This is a genomic window from Streptosporangium sp. 'caverna' (genome assembly GCF_003203775.1).
Taxonomy (GTDB): Bacteria; Actinomycetota; Actinomycetes; order Streptosporangiales; family Streptosporangiaceae; genus Streptosporangium; species Streptosporangium subroseum.
Window position 1 is genome coordinate 7430391 of the sequence record NZ_CP029711.1, and the last position, 25179, is coordinate 7455569.

The window sequence follows — 25179 nt, forward strand, 5'->3', positions numbered from 1 at the left end:
TCGCCATCAGCTCTCCTCCTCCGGGTCCGGGCCCTCCAGGTCGGGGTCCTGCGCCCTGGCCTGTCGTTCCCGGTCGGCCCGGATCGCGGCGCGCAGCTGCTTGCGCGCCTCGCGCCGGCGGGTACGGAGCCGCCTGCGGATGTGCCGTTCCCGCTCGGCCTGCTCCCGCTCCCTGCGGGCGAACTCCGAGCGCAGCTCGCGGACCCGCTCCTGCCTGCCCTCCTTGGAGACGTCCTCGGCATGCTGGGCCTCGGCGAAACGCTCCGCGAGCCGCTCCGTGGACAGCCCCTCGTCCTTGTTCTCCTGGAGCCATCGGCCCAGGTCCACGTTGACGTCCAGGATCCGCTGCTCCAGCTCCTCGGCCTCCCTGCGCTCCCTCTCGTGCCGCGCCTCCCCCAGCCGGGCGAGCTCCGCGCGCTGCTCCCGGACCATCCGCCGGTACGCCTCCTGCCTGTCGAGCACGGCCTGGGCGAGCTCTCCGCGCCTGGCGCGCAGCCGTACCCGGCGGTCCTCGGTGTCGTCCTGCACCTCGTCACCGCCGGTGAGCTGCCAGGACCGGTGGACCATGGCGAGCAGGAACGCGGTGACGCCAAGGGTGATCACGATGGAGGTGAGCACCATCGCCTGCGGCAGGGGGTCGGCCATCCGGTCCGGATCGGACCTGCCGAGGATCGGCGGCTCCCCCGCGGGACCGCCCGCGGTGAGGATCAGCAGGTTCACCCCGTTGCCGAGCAGGATGACACCGGCCAGCAGCCGGACCAGGCTCCGTTCCAGCAGCAGCGTCACTCCCGTCGCCACCAGGACTCCCGACGCCGCGAACGGCGCCAGCGAGGCGGTCACCCGGCCTCCTCCTCGACCTGCCGGTCCAGCTCGGTGCCGAGGCTGCGCAGGATGTCCTGCACCATGCCCGCCACCGTGATGTAGACCCCGAGATCGAACAGCAGCACGGTGGACAGGTGAAGCCCGCCGACCAGCGGGACCGTCAGGTCGGCGGAGAGCATGTCCAGAGGCGCGCCGCCGAACAGCAGTCCCCAGAACGCGGTGGTCGTGGACAGCAGCAGTCCCAGGCCGATCAGCACCCCCGCCGTGACCGGCGCGGCGACGGCCAGCTCGTAGCGGCCGCCGGCGAGATAGCGGATGACCAGGGCAAGCCCCGCCACGATGCCTCCCGCGAACCCCCCGCCGACCGAACTGTGCCCGGTGAACAGCAGGAAGACCGAGATCAGCACCACCGTGTGGAAGATCAGCCGGGCCACGACCTCGACGATGACGGCACGCTGCCCCGCGGGCAGGGTCGCCGCGAGCCAGGCCGTCCCGGTGTCCGTGCTCGCCGTCTCCGGCGGGCGTTCCATCGAGTACGTACGGCGGCGCAGGAAGACCAGGCCGGTCACTCCCAGGATGAGGACGGCGAGCACCGAGCTCTCGCCCATGGTGTCCCACGCCCTGATGTCGACCAGGAGCGCGCTGACGACGTTGGAGGCCCCGGCCTCCTCGGCGGCGGCGGCCATCAGCGTGCCGACCGGCACCGCCTGGCGCGCGTTCACGGCCAGTATCCCGGCTCCGGCGGCCACGGCGCCGCTCACCAGCCCGAGGACCAGGCGCACGCCGAAGGGGATCCTGAACCGGCCCTCTTTCGATCCCGCCGGGAGCCTGCGGAGCACCAGCACGAACACGACCAGGCTCAGCGTCTCGACGAGAAACTGGGTCAGCGCCAGATCCGGCGAGCCATGGACCAGAAACAGCAGGGCGGTGCCGTATCCGGTCAGCCCGGCCACCAGCACGAGCACGATGTGCGCCCGCACCCGGAGCGCGATGATCGCCATGGCGATGAGGAGGATCCCGATGACGGGCTGCTCGACGCGCTCCCAGGGGACCACGTCCAGCCGGATCCGGGCGGTGGGCCCGTACAGCAGTGAGAAGACCGCGACCCCCGCCGCGGTCACAAAAGCGATCATGAGGTAGTCGGGGAGCGAGCCCCGCTGGGTGACGCCGGTCAGCTGGAGGGAGAAGCGTTCCAGGCCCCGGACGAGAGCCCAGTAGATCCGGCCGGAGTCGATCACGTGCAGGGCGGCCCCGGCACGCGACAGAGGCTCCCTGGCCACGAACAGGAGCGCTCCCCCGGCCAGCGCGGCGGCCGACAGCAGCAGCGGCACGGGCGCCCCGGTCCACAGCGCGAGGTGGGTGCCGTGGCCGGGTCCGGGGAAGGTGCTGAAGTAGCTCTCCATCGCCTGGCCGTACCGGCCGGAGAAGGGTGCGGCGAGAAGTCCGAGCGCGGCGAGCAGCGCGGACGGCAGGAACATCGCGGCGCCGGTGCGGCGGACGGGGACCGGTTCCAGGCCGGGTCTGCTGCCGAAGGCTCCCCACAGGAACCGCGCGCTGTAGCCGACGGTGAGCACCGAACCGGCGACCACCCCGGCCAGCGTCACGGTGTCGGCGAGCCGCCCGGTCAGCAGCGACTCGAAGGCGGCCTCCTTGCCGACGAATCCCAGGAACGGCGGGATCCCCGCCATCGAGGCCGTCGCGGCGACGGTCGCCGCGCAGAGCCAGGGCGCCGAACGCCGCAGACCGCTCAGCTCGCGCAGGTCGCGGGTGCCCGTGGAGTGGTCGACGACGCCGACGATCAGGAAGAGCGACGCCTTGAACAGCGCGTGCGCCGGCAGCATGCCGACGCCCGCGATCGCGGCGTCCCGGGTGCCCGCGCCGAACAGCACGGCCAGGAAACCCAGCTGGCTCACCGTGCCGCAGGCGAGCAGCTTCTTGAGGTCGTTCTCGCGCAGGGCCCGCCAGCCGCCCAGCAGCATGGTGAGCAGGCCGAGGGACACGGCCGGCCACCGCCAGACGGCCGTGTCCCCGAACGCCGGGCCCAGCCGGGCGAGCAGGTAGACCCCGGCCTTCACCATCGCCGCGGCGTGCAGGTAGGCGGAGACCGGGGTCGGCGCGGCCATGGCAGCCGGCAGCCACATGCTGAACGGGAAGATCGCCGACTTCGACAGCGCTCCGGCCAGGATGAGCACCACCGCCGCCGCGACCATGCCACCCGCCGGGGGATCGGCGACGATCCGTGAGATCCGGTAGGTTCCCGCCGCCTCGCCGAGCATGACCATGCCGGCGAGCATCGCCAGCCCTCCGGACGTGGTGACGGTCAGCGCCTGCATCGCGGCCCTGCGGCCGGTCCTGCTCTCGGGGATGTGGCCGATCAGCAGGTAGGAGCAGACCGTGGTCAGCTCCCAGAACACGTACAGCAGCAGCAGGTCGTCGGCGACCACCAGCCCGAACATCGCCCCGGCGAACGCCACCAGCACCCCGCCGAACCGGCCGAGCCCGTCGTCTCCCGGGGCGAAGTAGCGCGAGCAGTACAGCAGGACCAGCGCGCCCACGCCCGTGACCAGCGACATCATGAGCACGGCGAGCGCGTCGGCGCGGAAGGACAGCCCGAGGCCGAGAGCGGGGGCGAACGAGTGGTGCGACTCGACCGGGACACCGGTCAGCGCCGTCCACAGCGTGTAGGCGAACCCGCACACCGGCGGTACGGCGAGCACGAGGAAGGCGTCGCGGCCGAGACGGCGCACCAGAGCCGGGGCGAGCACCGCGGCCACGGCGTGCAGGATCAGCAGCGGCTCCATGTTCCCCCGGCAACCGTCGTGGTCGACGTATCCCAAACTGCCAGGAGATGCGCGTTTTACCGGCCAAGCGCGCAAGCCGCTTGACCCGAAAACCGCTGGTTCTTCACCGGGACATGATCAGTGCTTCCCGCCGCCACGGCAGATCGGCGCTTCCCGACGGCACCGCCGGGGCAGCCGACCGATCACCGCTTCCCGCCGATACGGCCGCTCACCGCTTCCCCGCGACGCAGCCGGCCGATCACCGCTTCCCGCAGGTACGGCCACTCACCGTTTCCCGGCGGTACGACCGATCACCGGTTCCCGCAGGTACAGCCGCTCACCGCTTCCCAGCGGTACGGCCGCTCACCGCTTCCTGCTGCTACGGCCGAGCAGCCAGCCGATCACCGCGCTGCCGAGTGCGACGCCCGCGCCCATCCCGAACCCCGCGAGGAGCGACCACGCGGGAACACCTGGCCTGGGCTGCTTGGCAGGACGCTCGAAGACCTGCGCGGTCCCGGGCTGCCCCGCCGTACCCGGGACACCCGGGACACCCGGAGCGGCCGGCGCGGTGAAAGCGGCGGCCGACGGCCCGCCCGCCGCGGCGACGTCGAGGACGGGGACCGCGGGCGCGGTCGCGGCGGGAACGGGAACGGGAACGGCCGTCTCGTTGAGGACGAGGTGACTCTCGATGGCGGCGAAGAAGTCCTTCGCGGTCTTCTTCGCGACCGAGCTGAGCATGCGCTGGCCGACCCCGCCGATCATCCCGCCGATCACGGCCTCGGCGTCGTAGTCGACCCGGGTGCCGCCCTCGACCTCGCTGAGGCGGACCTCCACGACGGCGTCCACGGTGCCGGGGGCGCCCTGGCCCCGGGCCCTGAGCACGAACCGCTGCGGCGCGTCGGGTTCGGACAGGGCGACCTCGCCCTGGTAGACGCCCTTGATCGAGGCGACTCCGGCGGTGACCATCATCCGGTAGGTGTCGGGCCCCGTCTCCTCCAGCCGCTCGCAACCCGGGATCGTGCACACGAGCACGGCCGGGTTCTGGAGCGCGGACCACACACGATCTCTGTCGATGCCGAGTACGGCACTGCCTGCGAGCTTCACATGAACCACCCTAGGCAATCGCCCAGCGGAGCGATAACAGCAACATCTGCCCTACGGCGTGGCGTCCGATTGTCAGAGAGGTCCCAGCTCATGAGGGTCCCGGCAAGATCGCCTTAGTCGTCACTCATGAGAGTCAGATCGCCTTGGTCGTCACTCATGAGAGTTCCGGAAAGATCGCCGCAGTCGTCCGGGCCCGCGAACCGTACGCGACGAGCCGGTCGCCACCGGCCCGCCGACGATCAGGGCGACGCGAACTAACGGGCCGCGGCGGCTTGGGCTCGTAGCGGGGCACCCACCTCGTGCAGGTGGCGCAGCGCCTGCGCGTAGGAGCTGACGATCCCGGACTCCAGGTAGTCGACGCCGATCTCCTGGCAGTACTGCTGGACGATCGGCTGGGCACGGCGCAGGTTCGGCATCGGCATGCTGGGAAAGAGGTGGTGCTCGATCTGGTAGTTGAGCCCGCCCAGCACCGTGTCCACCACATAGCCACCGCGCACGTTGCGCGAGGTCAGCACCTGACGCCGGAGGAAGTCGAGCTTTTCGTCGCCCCGGAACATCGGCATTCCCTTGTGGTTGGGCGCGAACGTGCAGCCCAGGTAGACGCCGAAGAGCGCCTGGTGCAGGAAGAAGAACGCCACGGCCTTACCGGGCGACAGCACCGCGAACAGCGCGACCAGGTACAGGACGGTGTGCACGACCAGCAGCGACGCCTCCACGGGACGGTGCTTCATCGTCGGGCGCAGCAGCGCCCGGACACTGGCCACGTGGAGGTTGAATCCCTCCAGCGTGAGCAGCGGGAAGAACAGGTACGCCTGCCAGCGGCCCAGATACTTGGGCAGTCCCTTGGTGACCGCGGCCTGCTCGGGCGACCAGAGCAGGACGTCCGGCGAGACGTCGGGATCGTGGTCCTCGTGGTTGGGGTTCGTGTGGTGGCGGGTGTGCTTGTCCATCCACCAGCCGTAGCTCATGCCGATGGCGACGTTTCCGGCCACCAGTCCGGCGATCTCGCTGGAGCGCCGGGAACGGAAGACCTGCCGGTGAGCCAGGTCGTGCGCGACCAGCCCGATCTGGGCGAACACCACCGCGAGGAAGACCGCGACCAGGAGCTGGTACCAGGAGTCGCCCAGTGCGAAGAAGGCGACCCAACCGCCGACGAAGGAGGCGGTGACGAGACCGATCCTCAGGGCGTAGTAGCCGGGGCGCCGCTCCATCAACCCCGCCTGTGTGATCCGGCGCGACAGACGGGCGAAGTCGCTGCCCCGCGCTCCATCTTCTGGATCGGCGGCTTGGTACACGGCATCGGTCACGATCGAATCGGTCACTGCTCTCCTCATGTGGGCCGGATCACTAGACAAGATTTGTCAGCTATTAGCGCCAAAGGTTGGCATACAGAAGCTGACAGGGTGACCGTCTTAGGGTTTCGTGATTGTCGTGTTCCCGAACTCCAGCCCCCACCCCGGCTCGTGGTAGTGCTGGCCCTACCCAGCACCCGTCGGAGAGCCTGGTGACGATCTCAGAGAATCCCCACGGCAACGTTGGGGAGGGGCGGATTACCAGGTCTGACCTGCGGGGATCTATACGAGCCTCACCTCTGTCGGCCGTATTCCGCCAGGCTACTCGAAGCACGTGAGTCGAATGTGCTATAGAAGGCCGCGCGGTCGTGGCGGACGGAGGCAGCCGGTCGAGATGGCGGCACGGCGGAGGCAGCCGGTTGACACGGCGGGCGTGAGGCGGGTGGAGACAACCTGTCGGGGTGACGGGTGCAACGTGGGCGGAATCCACGGCAGCCGAACTCTCAAATCGGGCATTTGCCCCTTCGACTACTGGCAGGATGATCTTCCATGTCACCGGCGAAGTCATGGGCGATCAGATCGGCGGCCGCGTTCACAGTCCTGGCGGTGAGCGCCGGATGCGGCACCGGAGTGGACCGCGACGGGAAATCCGGCGACGAGGGCACCGTCTCCGCCCCCGGCGCCTCCCCCACCGGATCCCCCGAGCCGGCGAGCCCGAAGGGACCGCCGGGGGCACTCCCCAGGCCGGGTGAGGTGAAGAGGATCCCCCGGTCCGACGACGGCCTGCCGCCGGTGATCAGCTCCATTCCGACCAAGAGGAAGGTCGTCTTCCTCACCATCGACGACGGCTGGGAGCAGGACCCCGGTTTCGTGGCACAGATCAGGGACCAGCGGATTCCCATCGCGGCCTTTGTCATGCGCGACGCCGTGGAGGCCAGGGGCGCGGTCGATCCGACCGCTCAGGGCGGCAGGTTCCTGGGCGCGGGCAAGTGGGGATACGTGCGCGACCTGCGCGACGCGGGCGCGACGATCGAGAACCACACGCTGACCCATCCGAACCTGCCGACGCTCGGCTACGAGCAGCAGAAGGCCGAGATCTGCGGCTCCTCCAAACTGATCCGCAAGCACCTGGGAACCCAGCCCACCCTGTTCCGCCCGCCGTTCGGCAGTCTGAACAGCCTGACGCGCAAGGCGGCCAAGGCCTGCGGCATCGACGCGCTCCTGCTCTGGACCGCGACCGTGCAGCCCGGTGGGAAGATCGCCTATCAGGTGCCCGACAAGAAACTACGACCGGGCGACGTGTTGCTGCTGCACTTTCGCCCGAACCTCTCGCGCGACTTCCGCATCCTGGTGAACAAGATCAAGCGCCGTGGTTTCGAGCTCGGCAATCTCGACGCCTACCTGAAAGCCGCGACCGGCAACCCCTCCGGCAACTCGTAGCCCACGCGACTCCCGCCATTTCCCCGAAAGCCACAATTCGCCATAAAGATGCGATTCCTATAAAGCAATGATGAAAATGGGCAAATCGGCCGGAAGGCGCGACCCATAAACCGCGTGAAAGGCCGAACGGCCCGCCCCCGGAAAGGGGACGGGCCGGTCAGGGCTAGGGGACGGGGACCATATGTGATCACTCGCTCTCGGCGGTGTAGAGGTACTCCCAGTCGCCGCACCTGGTCGGCGAGGAGCTGTGCAGGGGGATCTGGCAGACCTTGACGCGGACGCTGTCCACCCGGTTCTTGGAGAACTGGAACTGCTTGGCCCCGCCGGCTCCGCAGTAGGTGTAGGACTTGCCGTCGTACCACTGGCCGTCGTGGTCGCCGAAGTGGTGCACCGCGAACTTCACGTAGGCGCACTTCCCGCCCTGCTTGTACGTGCGGTGGTCGAGGTCGTACAGGGAGCCCTTCACCCGCACGCTGTTCCACTTCTGGTGCTTGTCCCACTCGACGCCGATCCAGCCGCGGGCCTTGGCCTTGTGGTTGGAAGAGAAGTAGCTGCCCCAGTAGTCGCTGTAGTCGTAGTCGGACGAACCGGCCGCGGCGGACGCGGTGACCGCGGTCGTCGCCGCCGACGTCGCGGCGGACGCGGTGGCCGGAGTGGCGAAAGCGAGGGCGCCGGTGGCGGCGAGCGCCAGCAGACCGGTGGCCATTTTCTTCATCATGATTTCTCCTCAGCCCTCCGTGCCGGCCCTTTGCCGACTCCCCCTTCGGGCTGATTCATTGATATCGGGATGCACTTGCACATCCCCATATCATTCCTTGCAATTTCCTTTAAGAAATGGCTGCAAGCCGGACGGTCGTCGTGCAACCCCGCGGGCCCGTTCCGGACCGTGTGACGAAGATCGCACGAGCTCGCGGCACCTCCCCCTCCCATTGCTCTACAGCGTGTAGTACTACTGAAAGTAGAACTACAACCCGTAGAGCATCGGATCGGCGAGGGGAAGATGGACGCACTGGACCTGGCACGGTGGCAGTTCGGGGTCACCACCGTGTACCACTTTCTGTTCGTACCCCTGACGATCGGCCTCGGCGTCTTCGTGGCCGGTCTGCAGACCGCATGGCACCGCACCGGCAAGGAGCACTACCTGCGGCTCACGAAGTTCTTCGGGAAGCTCTTCCTGATCAACTTCGGAATGGGCGTGGTGACGGGCATCGTGCAGGAGTTCCAGTTCGGCATGAACTGGAGCGAGTACTCGATCTTCGTCGGTGACGTCTTCGGCGCTCCGCTGGCCCTGGAGGCGCTGCTCGCCTTCTTCCTGGAGTCGACCTTCCTGGGTCTGTGGATCTTCGGCTGGGACAAGCTGCCCAAGCGCGTCCACCTGGCCACCATCTGGGCGGCGGTCATCGGGTCCAACCTGTCGGCCTACTTCATCCTCGCCGCCAACGCCTGGATGAAGCACCCGGTCGGCTACGAGGTCGTCGACGGCCGAGCCAGGATGACGGACCTGTGGGCGGTGCTCACCAACTCCACCGCGCTCGCCCAGGTGCCCCACGTGGTCGGGGGCGCCTTCGTGGTCGCGGGCGGATTCGTGCTGGCGGTCTGCGGCTACCGCATCCTGCGGGAGCGGCGGAACGACCCGGCGGACCCCGGCCCGACCACGCCGGCGCGTGAGGGCTCGGCGAGCATGTGGCGAACCCCGATGCGGGCCGCACTGGTCATGGTCGCGATCGCCGGAGTCGTGGTCGTGGGCAGCGGGGACACGTCCGCCAGGCTGCTGTACGAACAGCAGCCGATGAAGCTGGCCGCCGCCGAGGGGCTCAGGCACGACACGGCGGGCGCGCCGTTCTCCCCCGTCCCCGGGGTGGAGGTGCCCAGGCTGCTCAGCTTCCTGTCCACCCACGATCCGAACGCGGTGGTCCAGGGCACCGAGGACCTGCAGGCCACCTTCGAGAAGCAGTTCGGTCCCGGCGACTACCGGCCCAACCTTCCCGTGGTCTTCTGGTCCTTCCGCGTGATGATCGTCTTCGGTCTGTCCACGGTGGGCCTGTCGGTCCTCGGCCTGTGGCTCACCCGCAAGCGCCGCCGCGCCGCCGTCCAGCCACGTGAGATCCCCGCGTGGTTCGCCCGGGCCTGCGTGCTGGCGCTGCCGCTGCCGACCATCGCGATCATCGCGGGCTGGCTGCTCAGCGAGGTCGGCCGTCAGCCGTGGACCGTTCAGGGCGAGCTGCTCACGGCCGCGAGCGTGTCACCCGGCGTCAGCCTGACCGAGGTGGCCGTCTCACTGGCGATTTTCACCGCCCTGTACGGCGTGCTCGCGCTGGCCGAGGCCGTGCTGCTCGTGCGCCACGTCAGGACGGGCCCCGAGCCCGTCTCCCCCGACCCCCTCACGCGGCCCTCCCACGACGACGAGGACCGGGCCGCCCGGCTCCAGCCGACCCTGATGTACTGAAGGCGGAAATCATGGAACTCACCACCTTCTGGTTCGCGGTCATCGCGTTCCTGTGGACCGGTTACTTCGTCCTGGAGGGCTTCGACTTCGGCGTGGGCATGCTGGCACCGGTGCTGTCCAGGAACGAGGCCGAACGCAAGCAGGTTCTGGGCACGATCGGCCCGGTATGGGACGGCAACGAGGTCTGGCTGATCACCGCCGTCGGGGCGATGTTCGCCGCCTTCCCCGCCTGGTACGCCGGGCTGCTCAGCACGTTCTACCTCCCGATCGCGCTGGTCCTCGTCGGGCTGATCGTGCGCGGCATCGGCCTGGAGTGGCGGGGCAAGGTTCACAGCTCCACGGGCCGCGCCCGGGCCGATCTGGGCATCCTGGTCGGCAGTTTCCTCCCCGCGTTCCTGTGGGGCGCGGTCTTCGCCGACCTGCTGCACGGCAGCGCGACGGCGGCGCTGGCCGGCGGGATCTTCTCCCTTTCGCTGTGCGTGCTCCACGGGGCGGTCTTCGTCGCGCTCAAGACCTCCGGTCCGGTGCGCTCGCGTGCCCGCCGTACCGCGATGATCACCTCCGCGGTGGCCCTGCCCGCCGCGGTGGTGGCGCTGTCCGGCATCCCCGGCGCGTCCGCGTCCGTCTCCGACTGGGCCGCGGCACCGTGGCTGTGGGCGTGCGCGCTGACCGCGATGGCGGCCCTGTCCGCCGGGATCGCGCTGACCTGGCGCGGCCGGGACGGCTGGGCGTTCGCCGCCACCGCCTCGTCCATCGCCGGCACCGGCGCCGCCCTGTTCGGCGCCCTCTCCCCGGCGCCCCTACCGGGCCTGACCATCGCCGAGGCCGCTTCCGGCCCCTACACGCTGAACGTGCTGACCTGGATCGGCCTGGTCGCGCTGCCGTTCGTCCTGGGCTACCAGGCCTGGTCGTACTGGGTGTTCCGCAAGCGCCTGGTCGCCGAGGTGTCCTGAGACACCGGACTCGCCGCTTGGGCGAGGTCTCCCGCCGTCAGGCCGGGCCAGGGCGGAGCCGAGTCCTCCTGCCGGTTGTCCCGTCCCGTCCTGGGCAGAACGGGACGGGCCCTCCCGCCGACGGACTCAGGCGGAACGGGACCGAGTCCTCCTGTCGGCGGGCCCAGGCAGAACGGGACCGTGGCGGCGTCGCCGCCTATTTCACGACGCGAAATTCCAGATGCGTGGCGTGGGGTGACTCGATCACTCGGGTCCGTTCCAGCTCGATGTGATCGGTGCCGAGGTGGTCGAACAGCCGGCGGCCCTCACCGATCAGCACCGGTGCGATCTGAAGGTGTATCTCGTCGAGGAGGCCGGCCCTGAGAATCTGCTGGGAGACGTCCGCGCCCATCACGATGACGTTCTTCTCACCCGCGGCCGCCCTGGCCAGCCGAAGTGCGCTCTCGACGCCGTCGGTCACGAAGGTGAACGTTCCACTCTTCATGGCCAGCTCCTCTCGGACCTCATGCGTGAGCACGAAGGAGGGTGCGGGGAAAGGCGTGTCCTCCCACTCCCCCAGGCTCACATCGAACGTCCTCCTGCCCAGCACGACCGCCCCCGTCGTGGCGAACAGCTCCCGGATCACTCCGCCGTCCACATTGTTGGAGGACGCGTTGAATATCCAGTCGTGCAGCCGCGGCCCGCCCCGGCCCATGGGCAGCTCGACGCTGATGTCCGGACCGGCCATGAAACCGTCCAGCGACATGGTGACGTGCAAGATGACCTTCCCCATACGGCCCGACAGTAGAGCACAAACCAGGCCTCACACGACCCTTCACGGTCATCGGGCCGTTTATATCCGAAATGTCAGCACTCCTTCTTCGGGGGAGGTCGTCTCCGATGGCAACTTCAAGGAGGACTACGGCGATCTCAACACCTCGGAGTTCCCCAGACGCACCTGAGATCATCGCCCTGCCCTCAGGGGCCGTACCCCATGAGCGCTCCGTCGAGAAGAACACGGCCGACGGCCATGCTTCGCAAGAGGCGTGATCGTGTCTGAGATCGGTGATGACGAGGACATCTTCATCGATGACGATGTCGCCGAGTTGACGGTCTCCTTCGGAACCTCGGCTGTCGGCTCGGCTCCAACAACGGAGTAAAGGTGTTGATTTTTGCCGCAGAGATCGTCACCATGCCCCGGTGACCTCCCCCAGCCTGTTCCGGCATCGGAACTTCATGCTCTTGTTCGGCGCCGACACGATCAGCCAGGTCGGCACACAGATCAGCATGCTCGCGCTTCCACTGGTCGCGGTGCTCGCGCTCAAGGCGAGCGAGTTCGAGACCGGGCTGCTGGTCGCGGCCGAGACCGCCGCGTTCCTGCTGGTGGGGCTGCCCGCCGGGGTGTGGGTGGACCGGATGCGCAGGCGGGGGATCCTGATCACCGCGGATCTGGTCCGCGGCGCGCTGCTGCTGTCGGTGCCGATCGCATGGTGGCTCGACGGGCTGACCCTCCCCCAGCTGTACGGCGTGGCGCTCGGCATGGGCCTGGCCACGGTCTTCTTCGACATCTCCTACCAGAGTTACCTGCCGAGCCTGGTCGGGCGGGAGCGGCTGGTGGACGGCAACTCCAAGTTGGAGATCGTGCGGACGACGGCGGGCGTGGCCGGGCCCGGCGTGGGCGGTCTGCTGGTCCAGGCGCTCACCGCGCCGGTCGCGGTGCTCCTGGACGCCATCAGTTTTCTGGGCTCGGCGCTGTTCCTGTGGCGGATCAAAGCCACCGAGCAGGTGCCGGACCGCACGGCGCGGCGGAGCCTCCTCAAGGAGATCGGCGAGGGGCTGCGGTTCGTGGCCACGCACCGGATCCTGCGGATGATCGCCGCCTGCACCGCCACCGCCAACTTCGGCAGCGGGATACTGGCGGCCGTTGAGATGATCTTCCTGGCCCGGGTGGTGGGCCTCTCCCCCGGCGGCATCGGCCTGCTGTTCTCGGTGGCGGCCCTCGGCGGGCTCGTCGGCGCGGCAAGCGTGAGCATGGTCAGCCGCCGGGTCGGCACCGCCAGGATCATCTGGCTGTCCAACCTCGTGACCAACCCGTTCATGCTCCTGGTGCCACTCGCCGAGCCCGGCTGGAGAATGTCGCTGTTCGCGATCGGCATGTTCATGAACGGGATCGGCGTGGTGTTCTACAACGTCGGTCAGCTCAGCTTCCGCCAGAGCGTCACCCCCGAGCACATGCTCGGCCGGATGAACGCCACCATGCGTTTTGTCGTATGGGGCACGATTCCCCTCGGCGGCCTGGTCGGAGGGGTGCTGGGCGAACTCTTCGGCGCCCGCACCACGCTGTGGATCAGTGTCGTGCTGGGGCTGCTGTCGGTGGTGCCGCTGCTGCTCTCCCCGCTGCGCACGATGCGCGACCTGCCCCCCTCGGACCAGGTCGACGCCTGACCCTCTCCACCGTGAACATCCGACACCCTTGGAGAGCCCAGCCACTGGCGTCCATGCCCGAGGAGGCGCCTCGCGTCCCTGATGCGGTTTCGGACCTGTTCAACGAGTCGAGATCGGCAAGCGCCCAATCCCTGAAAGACCCCGAAATATCACCCTAAGATTCCGGAATGATCTCCCTGCTCCGGCGTCGGAATTTCCTGTTGTTCCTGGGCTCCGAATTACTCGGTGCCCAGGCGAGCATCATCGGGCTGACGCTGGTGGCGGTGGCGGCGTTCGACCAGAGCTTTGTCACGAGTTCGATGCTCGGAGCCGTACAGGCGGTCCTCATGGTCCTTCTGGCCTTTCCCGCAGGCGTCTGGGTGGACAGGACGCGCCGCCGTCCCGTTCTGGTCACCGCCGCGCTGGCCCACTCGGTCCTGCTGTTCTCCGTCCTGGCCGCCTGGTCGCTCGACATGCTCACCATGTCCCATCTCTGGGTCGCGGCAGTCGGGATCGGCGTGGCCTCGGCATTCGTCTACGTGGCCCGGCCGAGTTTCCTGCCGACCCTTGTGCACCGGGACGCGCTGATCGCCGCCAACGGCACCCTCACGGCCTTCGGCTCGCTGGCCGGCCTCGGCGCGGGACGGGCGGTGAAATGGCTCCTCGCAATCGCGGCGGCACCGGTCGCACTTCTCATCGAGGCCGTCGGTGCACTCGTGTCCGCGTTTCTGCTGCACCGGATCGACGCTCCAGAGGCCGCTGCGGCCGGGCGTCGAGGCTTCATGAAGGAACTCCGCGAGGGTCTCGGTTTCCTGGGGAACTACCCACCCCTGCGTGTGGTCACCTTCGCCACCGGTCTCGCGTACCTGTCACTGACGGTCGTCACGGTCAACCAGGCTCGGTTCCCCTACAACTCGATGGGTCTCTCCGACGCGACCTTCGGCTGGCTCGGCACCGGGGGAACCGCGGGGGCAGTGGCCGGGGCGCTGCTCGCCTGGCCTATCGCCCGCCGGATCGGCCGGATCAGGACCTTCTGGCTCTCCCTGATGGCGACCCAGCCCTTTCTCCTGTTCGTCCCGAACGACTGGCCCGGCGCCTTCCAAGCCGTCCCCGTGTTCGTCCAGAGCATCGGATTCTCGATCTTCGTCGTCACACAGGTCAGCTGCATCCAGGCGATCGTCCCCGGAGGCCTGCTCGGCCGTACGACCGCCGCCATGTACGTGCTGGTCACCCTGCTCTCGACGGCCGGCCTTCTGGTCAGTACCCTGCTGAACATTTTCCTCAGCACTCAGGTCGTTCTGCTGATCGGCATCGCGGGCCTGATCGCCGCGGGAGCCGTCGTCATGCGCTCCCTCCAGCCCGCGCTGTCCGGCTGACGAATCAGCCGGACTCGGCGCCAACGTGCCGACTGAGGTCCCCGGGACATGAGGCGGCCTTCGCCGCCCGCTCACCTGCCGCGGGCATGAGCCACCGCCCGGCCGTCGCCTGCCCGGGCAGGTGTCAGCCGGGCTGTCTGTTGTCCTTGAGCGCGCCCCAGCCGTGCCAGCCGTCGATCTCGATCCAGGCGCTGACCCGGCTGCGATCCCGCTGCGGATAGCTCTTCCCGAGATACTGCTGGGCCAGCCTGTCGATGCCGGTCAGATCCGTGTCGTCGCGCATCTCGGCGACGTGCCCGATGATGCTGACGTGCGTGTACCAGTCGCCCTCGTCGAGCACGGTGAGGGTGACCCGGGGATCGTCGCGCATGTGACCCAGCCGCTTGCGGCCCTCATCCATGTTGACCAGGATCCGGCCGTCGTCCCAGAGATACCAGGTAGCCGTGGACACCGGCTGGCCGTCGGACCGAAGCGTCGTGATGACGGCGGGATTCGGCTTCTTCAGCATGGCGACTGCTTCCTCGGGAAGCGGCGGCTTTGACATGATCACTCCTCTTCGCCTCGACGTCCCCCACGGTGAGGGTGACGCATGCGGCCCGCGAGATACACATCCACGGTGTCACATCGCATATGGTCACGACTCGGCGACCCTCCGTGAACGGCCCGTCTCGTGCTGGAACGCCTGTCCAGGCGGCCGGAACCCCTGGCGCAGGTGGCGTCGGCGGGCCTTGCCGAAGATTTCAAGCACGTACCCGCCGGCGGGAAACCCCGCCCCCGGCATGGCGATCCAACGGATCGGCCCACGGCGGCGCGGGTCGCCCTGGAGATCCGGCGAATCAGCCCGCGGCGGCTCGGCGGAGGTCGAACAGCTCCGAGGGGGAGATCGGCATCTTGTCGATCCTGATTCCCTCGGCGTCCTCGACGGCCGAGGCGATCACCGCCGAGCCCGGGATCACCCCCGCCTCACCCGCCCCCTTGATTCCCAGGGGGTTGAGCGGGGACGGAGTCTCCAGGTGGGCCGTCTCGATGAAGGGGATCTCCGTGGCATAGGGCATCAGGAAGTCCATGAACGAGGCGTTCAGCAACTGACCGTGATCGTCGTAGACCATGCGCTCGTACAACGCGCCACCGACACCCTGGGCGACCCCGCCGTGAATCTGCCCCTCCACGATCATCGGGTTGATCAGGTTTCCGCAGTCGTGGACCACGGCGTAACGCAGGATGCGGATCTCGGCCGTCAGCGGATCGGTCTCGACGATCGCCGCGTGCATGCCGGAGGCGAACGTCGAGCGGATCGGCGAGTAGTAGTCGCGTCCCTCCAGCCCCGGTTCCTCCCCCGCCTCCACCGGCGGCCGGTCGAAGGACGACGCCCCCGCGAACTGGGTCGCCCGGGCCGTCTCGGAGTCGAAGGCGTAGCGCAGGGGGTTGGACAGCACCGCCACCGTCGCCAGCGGGATCGAGACGCCGGGCGAGCCCACCACCCTCACCTCGCCGTCGACGATCTCCAGGTCGCGGGGGTCCGCCTCGAGCGCCTCGGCGGCGATCCGCAGCGCCTTCTCCCTGACCTTCCTGCACGCCAGGGCGATCGCGTTGCCGCTCATCACCGCGGCCCGCGAGGCGAACGTGCCGACCGCGTAGCCGAACCTGCGGGTGTCGCCGGTGACCACCGAGACCCGTTCCATCGGCACGCCGAGCTCGGCCGCGGCGATCTGCGCGAACACCGTCTCGTGGCCCTGGCCCTGCGAGGTGAGACCGGTGGAGACGTGCACCCGGCCGTCGGAGGTGATCTGGACGTGGCCGCCCTCGTAGGGGCCGACTCCGGTGCCCTCGACGTAGCAGCCGATGCCGAGCCCGATCCTCCGTCCCTCGGCCGCGGCCCGGGCCTTCAGCGCGGGGAAGCCGTCCCAGCCGATGAGCTCCTTGAGCAGTCGCAGCGACTCGGGGTAGTCACCGCTGTCGTAGATCAGCGGACGGCCGTCCTGGAAGATCAGACCCTGGTCGTAGGGGAACTCGTCGGGCTGGATGAAGTTGGCCTCGCGCACCGCCGTACGGTCCGCCCCCAGGTATTCGGCGATGTGGTCCATCGTCCGCTCCATGCAGAAGACCCCCTGCGGGCGGCCCGCCCCACGGTACGGCGTGACCTGCACGGTGTTGGTGTAGATCGAGGAGAATTCGACCCGGTAGGCGCCGATCTTGTAGGGGCCGAGGAGCTGGGTGGAGGTGATGATCGGGACGATGATCCCGTACGGCGTGTAGGCGCCGTGGTCGTGCAGGATGTTCACGTCGAGGCCGAGCACCCTGCCGTCGTCGTCGAAGCCGACCCTGACGAACTGCACCTGGGCCCGCTCGTGCGCCGAGGAGATGAAGTGCTCGCGCCGGTCCTCGGTCCACTTGACCTCGTGGCCGAGCAGGATCGCCGCCCACGGGACCAGCACCTCCTCCGGCCACGGATGCACGATCTTGACGCCGAACCCGCCGCCCACGTCGGGCGCGATCACCTCGACCTTCGGCAGAGGCAGGCCGAGCTTGGCCGCGATGGCCATGCGGACGCTGGTGGAGGTCTGGGTGCTGGAGTAGACGCGCAGGGACTGGTCGTCGGCGTCCCAGCGGGCGTACACACCGCGCCCCTCCAGCGGCATGGAGGCGCTGCGCTCGATGTCGAGCCGGAAGGTCAGCGTGTGCGGCGCGGTCTCGATCAGCTCCCGCGCGTCGAGCCCGTCCGCCGAGGGCACCTCCTGGATCAGGTGCGCGCCGACGTTGTCCGGCACGTCCTCGTGGACGAGCTGCGCCGACTGCGCCGCCGCCTCCACCCCGACCACCGGCTTGAGCAGCTCGTAGTCCACCTGGATGAGCGCGCAGACGTCCTCGGCGAGGTAGCGGTCGCGGGCGACGACCATCACGACGGGCTCGCCGACGTGCCTGACGACGTCGCGGGCGAGGGGGTAGGCGGTGCGGCCGTGGGTCAGCGCCGGGTGCGGGATGAGCAGCGGCAGCGGCTGGGCGAGGAGGGTGGGCAGGTCCTCCCACGTGTAGATCGCCACCAGCCCCTCCACGTCGACGGCGTCCGACACGTCGATGTCGCGGATCCGGGCGTGGGCGTACGGGGACCGGACGAACGCCACCTCGAGCGCGCCCGCTCCCAGGTCGTCCACGTAGTGTCCCTGCCCGGTGAGCAGCCGGGGGTCCTCCCGCCGCTGGACCGGCTCTCCGAACAGCTTCGTGCTCATGATGTCCTCGCCTCTTGACCGTCCCTGTCCTGCCCCACGGCTCGGAGTCCGCATCGGCGCACGCCGCGGCCCCTCGCGCGATCTCCTCGCCCCACGGCTCGGAGTCCGCATCGGCGCACGCCGCTGCACCTCACCCGATCTCCTCGCCCCACGGCTCGGGGTCCGCGTCGGCGCACGCCGTGCCCGCAGGCTCGATCCCGTCGCCCCCTCACCCGATCTCCTCGCCCTGCGGCTCGGAGTCCGCGCCCGCTCGCCGTTCCTCCGCCATGATCTCGGCCGCGCGATGAACGGACTTGATGATGTTCTGATACCCCGTGCACCGGCACAGGTTGCCGGAGATGCCTTCCAGCACCTCCTGCTCCGTCGGCGTCGCGTTCTCCCGCAGCAGGGCGGTCACCGTACACAGGAAGCCGGGGGTGCAGAAGCCGCACTGCAGGCCGTGGCACTCGCCGAAGGCCCGCTGCACCGGCGACATGGTGCCGTCCTCTCCGGCGAGCCCCTCCACCGTGGTGATCTCGTGCCCGTCCACGGTGACCGCGAACGTCAGGCAGGACCGGACGGGCTCGCCGTCCAGCAGCACCGTGCAGCAGCCGCAGACCCCGTGCTCGCAGCCGACGTGGGTGCCCGTCAGTCCGAGATCGTGCCGCAGGCAGTCCGACAGCAACCGCCGCCCTGGCACCTCGACCTGCCGGATCATCCCGTTGACGGTCAGCGTGATCTCATGCACCGGTGGCCTCCCTGGCCGCGTCACGGAGTGCCTGCTCGGCCAGGACCCCGGTGAGGTGCCGCCGGTAGTCGGCGGTCGCGTGGATGTCGGTCTCCGGATCGACGCGATCCTGTACGGCCCGCGCCGCCGAGGCCCAGTCGGCCGTCGCCGGCGGCCGGTGGCCGCAGGCCGCGGTGACGTCGACGACCATCGGGACGGGGCCGACGCTCACGCACGCCACCGTGGCCGAGGTGATCCGCAGGTCGTCGTCCAGGCGGACCAGGGCCGCGATCCCTGCCAGGGCGTAGTCGCCGTGCCTCCTGGCGACCTCGCGGAACGCGGTGCCCGAGCGCGGGAGCAGGGCGGGGAAGAACGCGGAGACGGCCAGTTCGCCGGATTCGACCGCCGATTCCAGGGGACCCACGAAGAAGTCGGCGGCCGGGACGTCGCGGGTCACGCCGGGCCGCGCCAGCCGTACCGAGCCTCCGAGAAGGGCCAGTACGGCGGGCAGCTCGGCGGCCGGGTCGGCGTGCGCCAGGCTGCCGACCACGGTGCCCCGGTTGCGGATCACCGGGTGGGCGACCAGCCGGAGCGCCTCGCGGAGCAGCGGCTGAACGGCCGCGACCCGCTCGGACCGCTCCACCTGGGCGTGCCTGGCCAGCGCGCCGACGCGGACGCCGTCCGGCTCCACGTCGAGGGTGGCCAGCTCAGGCAGCCGGTTGATGTCGACGAGGTGCGCCGGGGCGGCCAGCCGCATGTTCAGCATCGGGATCAGGCTCTGGCCGCCCGCGAGGACCTTGCCGTGCTCCCCGGCCTCGGCGAGGGCGTCGAGCGCCTCGCCGAGGGAGCGGGGTGCGTGGTAGTCGAAGGGGGGTGGCTTCACCCGGCGGCCTCTCGTTTCAGCCCGGTCGGCTCGGTCTCGGGAACGGCGGGACCACCGGGACCACCGGGACCACTGCCCGCACCGGTGCGGTTGGATATCGCCCGGAGCACGTGATAGCCCACGAGCACCACGATGGTGCCGAGGGCGATGCCCTCCAGCGTGAAGTCCGAGCCGATCATCTGCTTGACCGGCCCGATGGCGAGGATGATGCCCGCTCCGATCGGAACCATGTTGACCGGGTCGGAGAAGTCCACCCGGTTCTCGATCCAGATCTTCGCGCCGAGCAGGCCGATCATGCCGTAGAGGATGACGGTGATGCCGCCGAGCACGCCGCCCGGCGTCGCCGCGACCAGCGCGCCGAACTTGGGGCAGAGGCCGAACAGGATCGCGATGACGGCCGCGATGTAGTACGCGGCCGTCGAGTAGACCCTCGTCGCGGCCATGACCCCGATGTTCTCGGCGTAGGTGGTGGTCGGGGAGCCTCCGAAGGCGCTGGCCACCACGGTGGCGGCCCCGTCACCGATGATCGCCCGGCCCATGTAGGGGTCCACGTCGGTGCCGGTCATCTCACCGACCGCCTTGACGTGGCCCACGTTCTCGGCGACCAGCGCGATCACGGCCGGGAGCACGAGGATCACGGCGGAGACCTTGAAATCGGGGAGGTGCATGTTCGGCAGGCCGATCCAGTCGGCCTGGGCCACCGCGCCGAAGCTCACCCTCGGATGCGCGTCGACCGCGCCGGTGCCGGCGTTGTAGGCGGTGATGTCGCCGAAGATCCGGTCGGCCCCCCAGGAGAGGAGGAAACCGATGATCAGTCCGAGCAGGATGCCGATCCGGCCGATGAACCCCTTGAAGAGCACGATGATCAGGAAGGTGACGCACATCGTGATCAGGGCGATCCACTGGTCCTGCGGCCAGTAGATGTCCGCGACCACGTACGCCAGGCCGAACCCGATCAGCATCACGACCGCGCCGGTGACGACCGGCGGGAAGATCCGATGGATGATCTGCACGCCGACGTAGTGGATCGCCACGCCGATGAGCGCGAGCACCAGCCCCACGACGAGGATCGACCCGGTGACGATCGCGTCGGCCATGGGGACGTCGCCGCCGAAGGCCGCCCGGATGGCGAGCACCCCGCCCACGAACGACGCGCTGGTCCCGAGATAGCTGGGGATCTTCCCCTTCACGATGAGCAGGAACATGATCGTCGCGACGCCCGAGAACATGATGGCGACGTTCGGGTCCAGCCCCATGACCAGGGGGAAGACGAACGTCGCCCCGAACATCGCGATGACGTGCTGCGCGCCGAACCCGACCATGCGCGGCCAGGAGAGCCGCTCGTCCGGTTTGACGACCTCTCCCGGTGCCAGGGTTTTTCCGTCGCCGTGTTTTGTCCAACCTGCAACCATCAAGCCCACCTTTCACCGGGCCGTCGGTCGGTGGCCGCCCCGCAGGCATCCCTCCGGCGAATCCCCATGCTGTCGTTGCGGGCACATTAGGCCCGCGATCACGCCCTTACACCGTCATGATCTGCCAAATCTGAGTCGCTGACCAGTGAAAGCGTCGCGCACGATCGGCGAGAACGCTCGGTGAACACGCGAGGAACCACGAAGACCTCCCGCGCGCGGCCTCGCCGAGCCCTTCACGAGGCGACGGTGCGAACCGCCCGATTCAGCCATCCAAGCGGTGCGTAACGCACCTATGCCAGGGCGGAACGGCTGCTTACCGTACTCCCAACTCACTTCTGGAGGCCCGGATGGCTGACACCGTCGGCATGGACGACTACTCGCTGGCACGTGTGCCCGCCGAAGCGCGCTACCCCTGGTGGTCGATCGCCGTACAGCGGTTCGGCCAGGTCTCGGCCCTGACCCAGTTCCTGCTCGGCGCGACGCTCGGCTTCGGCATGGACTTCTGGGGCGCGTTCTGGGCGTTGACCATCGGTGCGGTGATCCTGGAGTTCGGGATGATCTTCGTGGGCATCATCGGCATGCGCGAGGGCCTGTCCACCTCGATGCTCGCCCGCTGGACCGGATTCGGCCGCGGCGGCTCCGCGGTGATCGGGCTGGCGATCGGGATCAGCCTGATCGGCTGGTTCGGCGTCCAGTCGGGCGTCTCGGCCCGCGGCCTGTCGGCGCTGATCGGCGGGCCGCCGGAGTGGGTGTGGGCGATCGCCTTCGGCCTAGCCGTCACGGCCATCGTCATGCTCGGCTTCCACTCCATGGCATGGACCGCCTACCTGACCGTCCCGCTCTTTCTCGCGCTGGTCGCCTGGTCGATCATCTCCGAGCTGAGCAGTCATCCGTTCGGCACGCTCGTCTCCTCTCCACCACCGGGGCCGGCCATGACCCTGCTCCAGGGGGTGGCGCTGGTCGCGGGGAGCCTCATGGTCGGCGCGGTGATCACTCCCGACATGACGCGGTTCAACCGGAGCGCCGCCGACGTCGTCAAGCAGACGCTGGTCGGCGTCACCCTGGGCGAGTACGTCATCGGACTCTCGGGAGTGCTCCTCGCCCACGCGGTCGGCAGCTCCGACGTCATCGCGATCGTCACCTCCTCGGTCGGCCTGGTCGGCACGCTGGTGATCGTCGCGGGAACGCTGAAGATCAACGACTGGAACCTGTACTCCTCGGGCCTGGGCATCGTGAACTTCGTCGTCGTCATCACCGGCCGCCGCCCCAACCGGGCCGTGGTCACCGCGGTCGTCGGCGTGGCGGGCACGCTGCTGGGCGCGGCCGGGATCCTCGACCAGTTCTCGAACTTCCTGCTGATCCTCGGGGTGGTGTTCCCGCCGATCGCCGGGATCATGATCGCCGAATACTTCGTGGTGCGCCGCTGGCGCGGCCGGCTCGCCGAGGGCCGCGCGGAGGGCGCCGCTCCGTCGAGCTCTCCGATGTGGGTCCCCATGACACTGGTGATATGGCTGGTCGCCTCGCTCGTCGGCCAGTACGTCACCGCCGGGCTGGGCAGCGTCAACTCCCTGGTCGTGGCCTTCCTCCTCTACGTCGCCTGCGGGAAGCTCGGCCTGGTGAGAGAAGTGGGAACCGCTCCGTCCGACATCGCGATCTCCGAGGGGGTCCGGGCATGAGGATCGGCATCGACGTGGGCGGCACCAACACCGACGCGGTCCTGATGGACGGCGAACGGGTGGTCGCCGCGGTGAAGCGGAGCACCACCCGGGACGTCACCGGCGGAATCGTCGCGGCCCTCGAAGGCCTGCGGGACCAGCTCCTCCACGACCGGTCCGGGACGGGCTCCGTCGGGGCCGTGGGCGGTACGGACACCGCGACGCTGGGCGACGTGAACGCCGTGATGATCGGCACCACGCACTTCATCAACGCGCTGGTGGAGGCCGACCGGCTCGCCCCCACCGCGGCCGTACGGCTTGGCCTGCCCGCCACCTCGGCCCTGCCCCCGTTCGTGGACTGGCCGGACGCGCTGGTCGAGGCCGTCTCCGGCCGGGGCTACCTGTGCCACGGAGGCCACGAGTTCGACGGGCGGCTCATCTCCGAACTCGATCCCGACGAGCTGCGCCGTACCGCCGACGACATCCGTGCCCGCGGTATCCGTTCGGTGGCGGTCTCCTCGGTCTTCTCCCCGGTGAACATCGAGTTCGAGGAGCGGGCCGCGGAGATCCTCGCCGCCGAACTGCCGGGCGTGCCGATCTCGCTCTCCCACGAGATCGGCCGGATCGGCCTGCTGGAGCGGGAGAACGCCACGATTGTGAACGCGGCGCTCAGGGAGCTCGCGACCGGCATCGTGGACGGCCTGGCCGGGGCGATGGCGGGGCTCGGCATCACCGCGCCCCTCTACCTCAGCCAGAACGACGGCACGCTGATGGACCTGGAGTTCGCCAGGCGCTACCCGGTCGCCACCTTCGCCTCGGGACCGACCAACTCCATGCGCGGCGCCGCGGCGCTGTCCGGCATCGGCACCTGCGCGGTCGTCGACATCGGCGGCACGACCAGCGACATCGGCATCCTCAGCGGCGGCTTTCCCCGCGAGGCGACGACCGAGGTCACGGTCGCGGGGATCCGCACCAACTTCCGGATGCCCGACGTATTGTCGATCGGCCTCGGCGGCGGCAGCCGGATTCACCCCGACCACGGCGTGGGCCCCGACTCCGTCGGCTACCGCCTGCCCGAGCAGGCGCTGGTGTTCGGCGGCTCGACCCTCACCGCCACCGACATCGCGGTGGCCGCGGGCCGGGCGGAGATCGGCGACCCCTCGCTGGTCGCCCACCTGGACCGGAGCATGGTCCAGGCGGTCCTCAAGCGGATCGCCGACGAGGTGGCCGAGGCCGTGGAACGGATGCGGACCAGCCCGGAGCCGCTTCCCGTGGTGGCGGTGGGCGGCGGATCGATCCTCCTGCCCGACGAACTGCCCGGCTGCGGCACCCTGCACCGGCCGGGCAACCACTCGGTGGCCAACGCCATCGGCGCGGCCATCGCGCAGATCGGCGGCGAGGTGGACCGGATCTACACCGTTGCCCCCGGCCGCCGGGAGACCGTACTCGACGAGGCCCGCCAGGAGGCCGTGGACCGGGCGATCGCGGGAGGCGCCCAGCCGGGCAGCGTCCGGATCGTGGAGTTCGACGAGATCCCGGTGCCCTACCTCCCGGGGGACGCCACGCGGATCCGGGTGAAGGCCGTGGGCGACCTGGCGATCAAGGGACTTTCGACCAAGGGAGCGGGACATGCGTGAGATCGGCCTCGGCGACCTCGCCGACATCGCCACGGGAGCGGCGATCCTCGGCACGGGCGGAGGCGGCGACCCCTACATCGGCCGCCTCATGGCCCGCGCCGCCCTGCGGGAGAACGGCCCGGTGAAGCTGACACCGCTGGCGGAGCTGCCCGACGACGCGGTGGTCCTGCCGGTCGCGTCCATGGGCGCGCCCACGGTGATGGTGGAGAAACTGCCCGCCGCCGACGAGCTCTCCAACGCGGTGGAGGCCCTGTGCGGCTACCTCGGCCGTCGCCCGACCCACCTGGCCTGCGCGGAGGCGGGCGGCGTGAACTCGCTGATCCCCGTCGCCGCGGCGGCCAGGACCGGCCTGCCGCTCATCGACGCCGACGGCATGGGCCGCGCGTTCCCCGAGCTGCAGATGTTCGTCCCCGGCCTCTACGGGGTCAAGGCCTCCCCGATGGCGATGTCCGACGACAAGGGCAACCGGGCGGTCATCCACACCGTCGACAACCACTGGACCGAACGGCTCGCCCGAGCGGCCACCGTGGAGATGGGCGGCTCGTCCACGACCGCCCTCTACGCCATGACCGGCCGGCAGGCCCGCGAGTACATGGTGCCCGGCACCCTGTCGCTCTGCGCCGAACTCGGCGCGCTGGTCGAGCGCCACCGGACCACCGGCGACACGGCCGAGGCGGTCGCGGAGCGGCTGGGCGGGCGGGTGCTGTTCACCGGCAAGGTCCTGGACGTCGAGCGCCGCACCGTCGGGGGATTCGCCCGGGGTACGGCGAGGCTCACCGACGGCGCGGCCGAGCTGCGCCTGTCGTTCCAGAACGAGCACCTGCTGGCCGAGCTCGACGGGGTGCCCGTGGCGACCACGCCCGACCTGATCTGCGTGCTCGACCAGCAGACGGGCGTTCCGGTGACGACCGAGGGCACCCGGTACGGCCAGCGGGTCACGGTGCTGGTCGCCCCATGTGACCCTCGCTGGCACACGCCGGAGGGCCTGGCACTCGTCGGACCGAGGTACTTCGGGTACGACATCGACCCCGTGACAACCTAGA

The 25179-nt window shown here is 69.5% G+C and carries 19 protein-coding genes; 8 read left to right on the plus strand and 11 right to left on the minus strand.

The window, feature by feature from the left end; all coding sequences use genetic code 11:
* Positions 1-6 precede the first annotated feature (6 nt).
* From DKM19_RS32460 to DKM19_RS32475, 4 genes are all read right to left on the minus strand, one after another.
* On the minus strand, positions 7-840 hold the full coding sequence (locus tag DKM19_RS32460; protein WP_110700976.1) for a Na(+)/H(+) antiporter subunit C: 834 nt from the start codon (positions 838-840) through the stop codon (positions 7-9).
* Complete coding sequence (locus DKM19_RS32465) at positions 837-3623, minus strand: Na+/H+ antiporter subunit A (protein ID WP_110700978.1); 2787 nt, start codon at positions 3621-3623, stop codon at positions 837-839. Before DKM19_RS32465 ends, DKM19_RS32460 begins: the two co-directional genes overlap by 4 nt.
* 342 nt (positions 3624-3965) lie before the next feature.
* Entirely contained in the window at positions 3966-4706 is a 741-nt protein-coding gene (locus DKM19_RS32470; RefSeq protein ID WP_110700980.1) for a carbon monoxide dehydrogenase subunit G, read from the minus strand.
* 254 nt (positions 4707-4960) lie between these two features.
* Positions 4961-6028 carry an acyl-CoA desaturase gene (locus tag DKM19_RS32475; RefSeq protein ID WP_239513701.1) on the minus strand — a complete coding sequence of 356 codons (1068 nt, stop codon included), beginning with the start codon at positions 6026-6028 and terminating at the stop codon, positions 4961-4963.
* A 519-nt stretch (positions 6029-6547) separates the two neighbouring features.
* Here DKM19_RS32475 and DKM19_RS32480 point away from each other — a divergent pair.
* Positions 6548-7438, plus strand: a complete 891-nt coding sequence (locus DKM19_RS32480; RefSeq protein ID WP_110700984.1) for a polysaccharide deacetylase family protein — start codon at positions 6548-6550, stop codon at positions 7436-7438.
* Between the two features lie 187 nt (positions 7439-7625).
* Here the strand turns inward: DKM19_RS32480 and DKM19_RS32485 are convergent, their stop codons facing one another.
* Complete coding sequence (locus DKM19_RS32485) at positions 7626-8156, minus strand: hypothetical protein (protein ID WP_110700986.1); 531 nt, start codon at positions 8154-8156, stop codon at positions 7626-7628.
* 282 nt (positions 8157-8438) lie between these two features.
* On the opposite strand from DKM19_RS32485, the gene DKM19_RS32490 reads away from it, so the two are divergent.
* Both DKM19_RS32490 and cydB read left to right on the plus strand, forming a co-directional pair.
* Positions 8439-9884, plus strand: coding sequence for a cytochrome ubiquinol oxidase subunit I (locus DKM19_RS32490; protein ID WP_110700988.1), 1446 nt, complete (start codon positions 8439-8441; stop codon positions 9882-9884).
* Positions 9885-9895: 11 nt separating this feature from the next.
* A complete protein-coding gene (cydB, locus tag DKM19_RS32495; protein ID WP_110700990.1) occupies positions 9896-10837 on the plus strand; it encodes a cytochrome d ubiquinol oxidase subunit II in 942 nt (313 codons plus the stop codon).
* 196 nt (positions 10838-11033) lie between these two features.
* On the opposite strand, the gene DKM19_RS32500 is transcribed toward cydB, so the two are convergent.
* Positions 11034-11594 carry a dihydrofolate reductase family protein gene (locus DKM19_RS32500; RefSeq protein WP_204358344.1) on the minus strand — a complete coding sequence of 187 codons (561 nt, stop codon included), beginning with the start codon at positions 11592-11594 and terminating at the stop codon, positions 11034-11036.
* Between the two features lie 422 nt (positions 11595-12016).
* Here DKM19_RS32500 and DKM19_RS32505 point away from each other — a divergent pair, with 422 nt between their 5' ends.
* Positions 12017-13261, plus strand: coding sequence for an MFS transporter (locus tag DKM19_RS32505; RefSeq protein WP_110700994.1), 1245 nt, complete (start codon positions 12017-12019; stop codon positions 13259-13261).
* Positions 13262-13428: 167 nt separating this feature from the next.
* Entirely contained in the window at positions 13429-14616 is a 1188-nt protein-coding gene (locus DKM19_RS32510; RefSeq protein ID WP_110700996.1) for an MFS transporter, read from the plus strand.
* 124 nt (positions 14617-14740) lie between these two features.
* Here the strand turns inward: DKM19_RS32510 and DKM19_RS32515 are convergent, their stop codons facing one another.
* The 5 genes from DKM19_RS32515 to DKM19_RS32535 all read right to left on the minus strand — a co-directional run bounded on the left by DKM19_RS32515 (position 14741) and on the right by DKM19_RS32535 (position 20844).
* A complete protein-coding gene (locus DKM19_RS32515; RefSeq protein WP_110700997.1) occupies positions 14741-15160 on the minus strand; it encodes a PPOX class F420-dependent oxidoreductase in 420 nt (139 codons plus the stop codon).
* Positions 15161-15452: 292 nt separating this feature from the next.
* The gene (gene cutA, locus DKM19_RS32520; protein ID WP_110700999.1) at positions 15453-17843 is read right to left on the minus strand and encodes an aerobic carbon-monoxide dehydrogenase large subunit; all 2391 of its coding nucleotides are present in this window, start codon (positions 17841-17843) and stop codon (positions 15453-15455) included.
* Between the two features lie 208 nt (positions 17844-18051).
* Positions 18052-18540, minus strand: a complete 489-nt coding sequence (locus DKM19_RS32525; protein WP_110706155.1) for a (2Fe-2S)-binding protein — start codon at positions 18538-18540, stop codon at positions 18052-18054.
* A gap of 22 nt (positions 18541-18562) precedes the next feature.
* Positions 18563-19432, minus strand: coding sequence for a xanthine dehydrogenase family protein subunit M (locus tag DKM19_RS32530; protein WP_110701001.1), 870 nt, complete (start codon positions 19430-19432; stop codon positions 18563-18565).
* Positions 19429-20844: a uracil-xanthine permease family protein gene (locus tag DKM19_RS32535; protein WP_110701003.1), complete on the minus strand. Its 1416-nt coding sequence runs from the start codon at positions 20842-20844 to the stop codon at positions 19429-19431. Before DKM19_RS32535 ends, DKM19_RS32530 begins: the two co-directional genes overlap by 4 nt.
* Before the next feature lie 347 nt (positions 20845-21191).
* On the opposite strand from DKM19_RS32535, the gene DKM19_RS32540 reads away from it, so the two are divergent.
* The 3 genes from DKM19_RS32540 to DKM19_RS32550 are packed head-to-tail and all read left to right on the plus strand — an operon-like array spanning position 21192 to position 25178.
* Positions 21192-22520, plus strand: coding sequence for a cytosine permease (locus DKM19_RS32540; RefSeq protein WP_110701005.1), 1329 nt, complete (start codon positions 21192-21194; stop codon positions 22518-22520).
* Positions 22517-24136 (plus strand): hydantoinase/oxoprolinase N-terminal domain-containing protein, encoded by a 1620-nt coding sequence (locus tag DKM19_RS32545; protein WP_110701007.1) that lies wholly within the window; start codon positions 22517-22519, stop codon positions 24134-24136. Before DKM19_RS32540 ends, DKM19_RS32545 begins: the two co-directional genes overlap by 4 nt.
* A complete protein-coding gene (locus DKM19_RS32550; RefSeq protein ID WP_110701009.1) occupies positions 24129-25178 on the plus strand; it encodes a DUF917 domain-containing protein in 1050 nt (349 codons plus the stop codon). Before DKM19_RS32545 ends, DKM19_RS32550 begins: the two co-directional genes overlap by 8 nt.
* Position 25179: the final 1 nt, after the last annotated feature.

Bases quoted from the DNA above. Each gene is read 5' to 3' on its own strand.
- DKM19_RS32465 (WP_110700978.1), bottom strand. From the start codon at position 3,623: ATGGAGCCGCTGCTGATCCTGCACGCCGTGGCCGCGGTGCTCGCCCCG.
- DKM19_RS32480 (WP_110700984.1), top strand. From the start codon at position 6,548: ATGTCACCGGCGAAGTCATGGGCGATCAGATCGGCGGCCGCGTTCACA.
- DKM19_RS32485 (WP_110700986.1), bottom strand. From the start codon at position 8,156: ATGATGAAGAAAATGGCCACCGGTCTGCTGGCGCTCGCCGCCACCGGC.
- DKM19_RS32490 (WP_110700988.1), top strand. From the start codon at position 8,439: ATGGACGCACTGGACCTGGCACGGTGGCAGTTCGGGGTCACCACCGTG.
- cydB (WP_110700990.1), top strand. From the start codon at position 9,896: ATGGAACTCACCACCTTCTGGTTCGCGGTCATCGCGTTCCTGTGGACC.
- DKM19_RS32510 (WP_110700996.1), top strand. From the start codon at position 13,429: ATGATCTCCCTGCTCCGGCGTCGGAATTTCCTGTTGTTCCTGGGCTCC.
- DKM19_RS32515 (WP_110700997.1), bottom strand. From the start codon at position 15,160: ATGTCAAAGCCGCCGCTTCCCGAGGAAGCAGTCGCCATGCTGAAGAAG.
- cutA (WP_110700999.1), bottom strand. From the start codon at position 17,843: ATGAGCACGAAGCTGTTCGGAGAGCCGGTCCAGCGGCGGGAGGACCCC.
- DKM19_RS32525 (WP_110706155.1), bottom strand. From the start codon at position 18,540: ATGATCCGGCAGGTCGAGGTGCCAGGGCGGCGGTTGCTGTCGGACTGC.
- DKM19_RS32535 (WP_110701003.1), bottom strand. From the start codon at position 20,844: ATGGTTGCAGGTTGGACAAAACACGGCGACGGAAAAACCCTGGCACCG.
- DKM19_RS32540 (WP_110701005.1), top strand. From the start codon at position 21,192: ATGGCTGACACCGTCGGCATGGACGACTACTCGCTGGCACGTGTGCCC.
- DKM19_RS32545 (WP_110701007.1), top strand. From the start codon at position 22,517: ATGAGGATCGGCATCGACGTGGGCGGCACCAACACCGACGCGGTCCTG.
- DKM19_RS32550 (WP_110701009.1), top strand. From the start codon at position 24,129: ATGCGTGAGATCGGCCTCGGCGACCTCGCCGACATCGCCACGGGAGCG.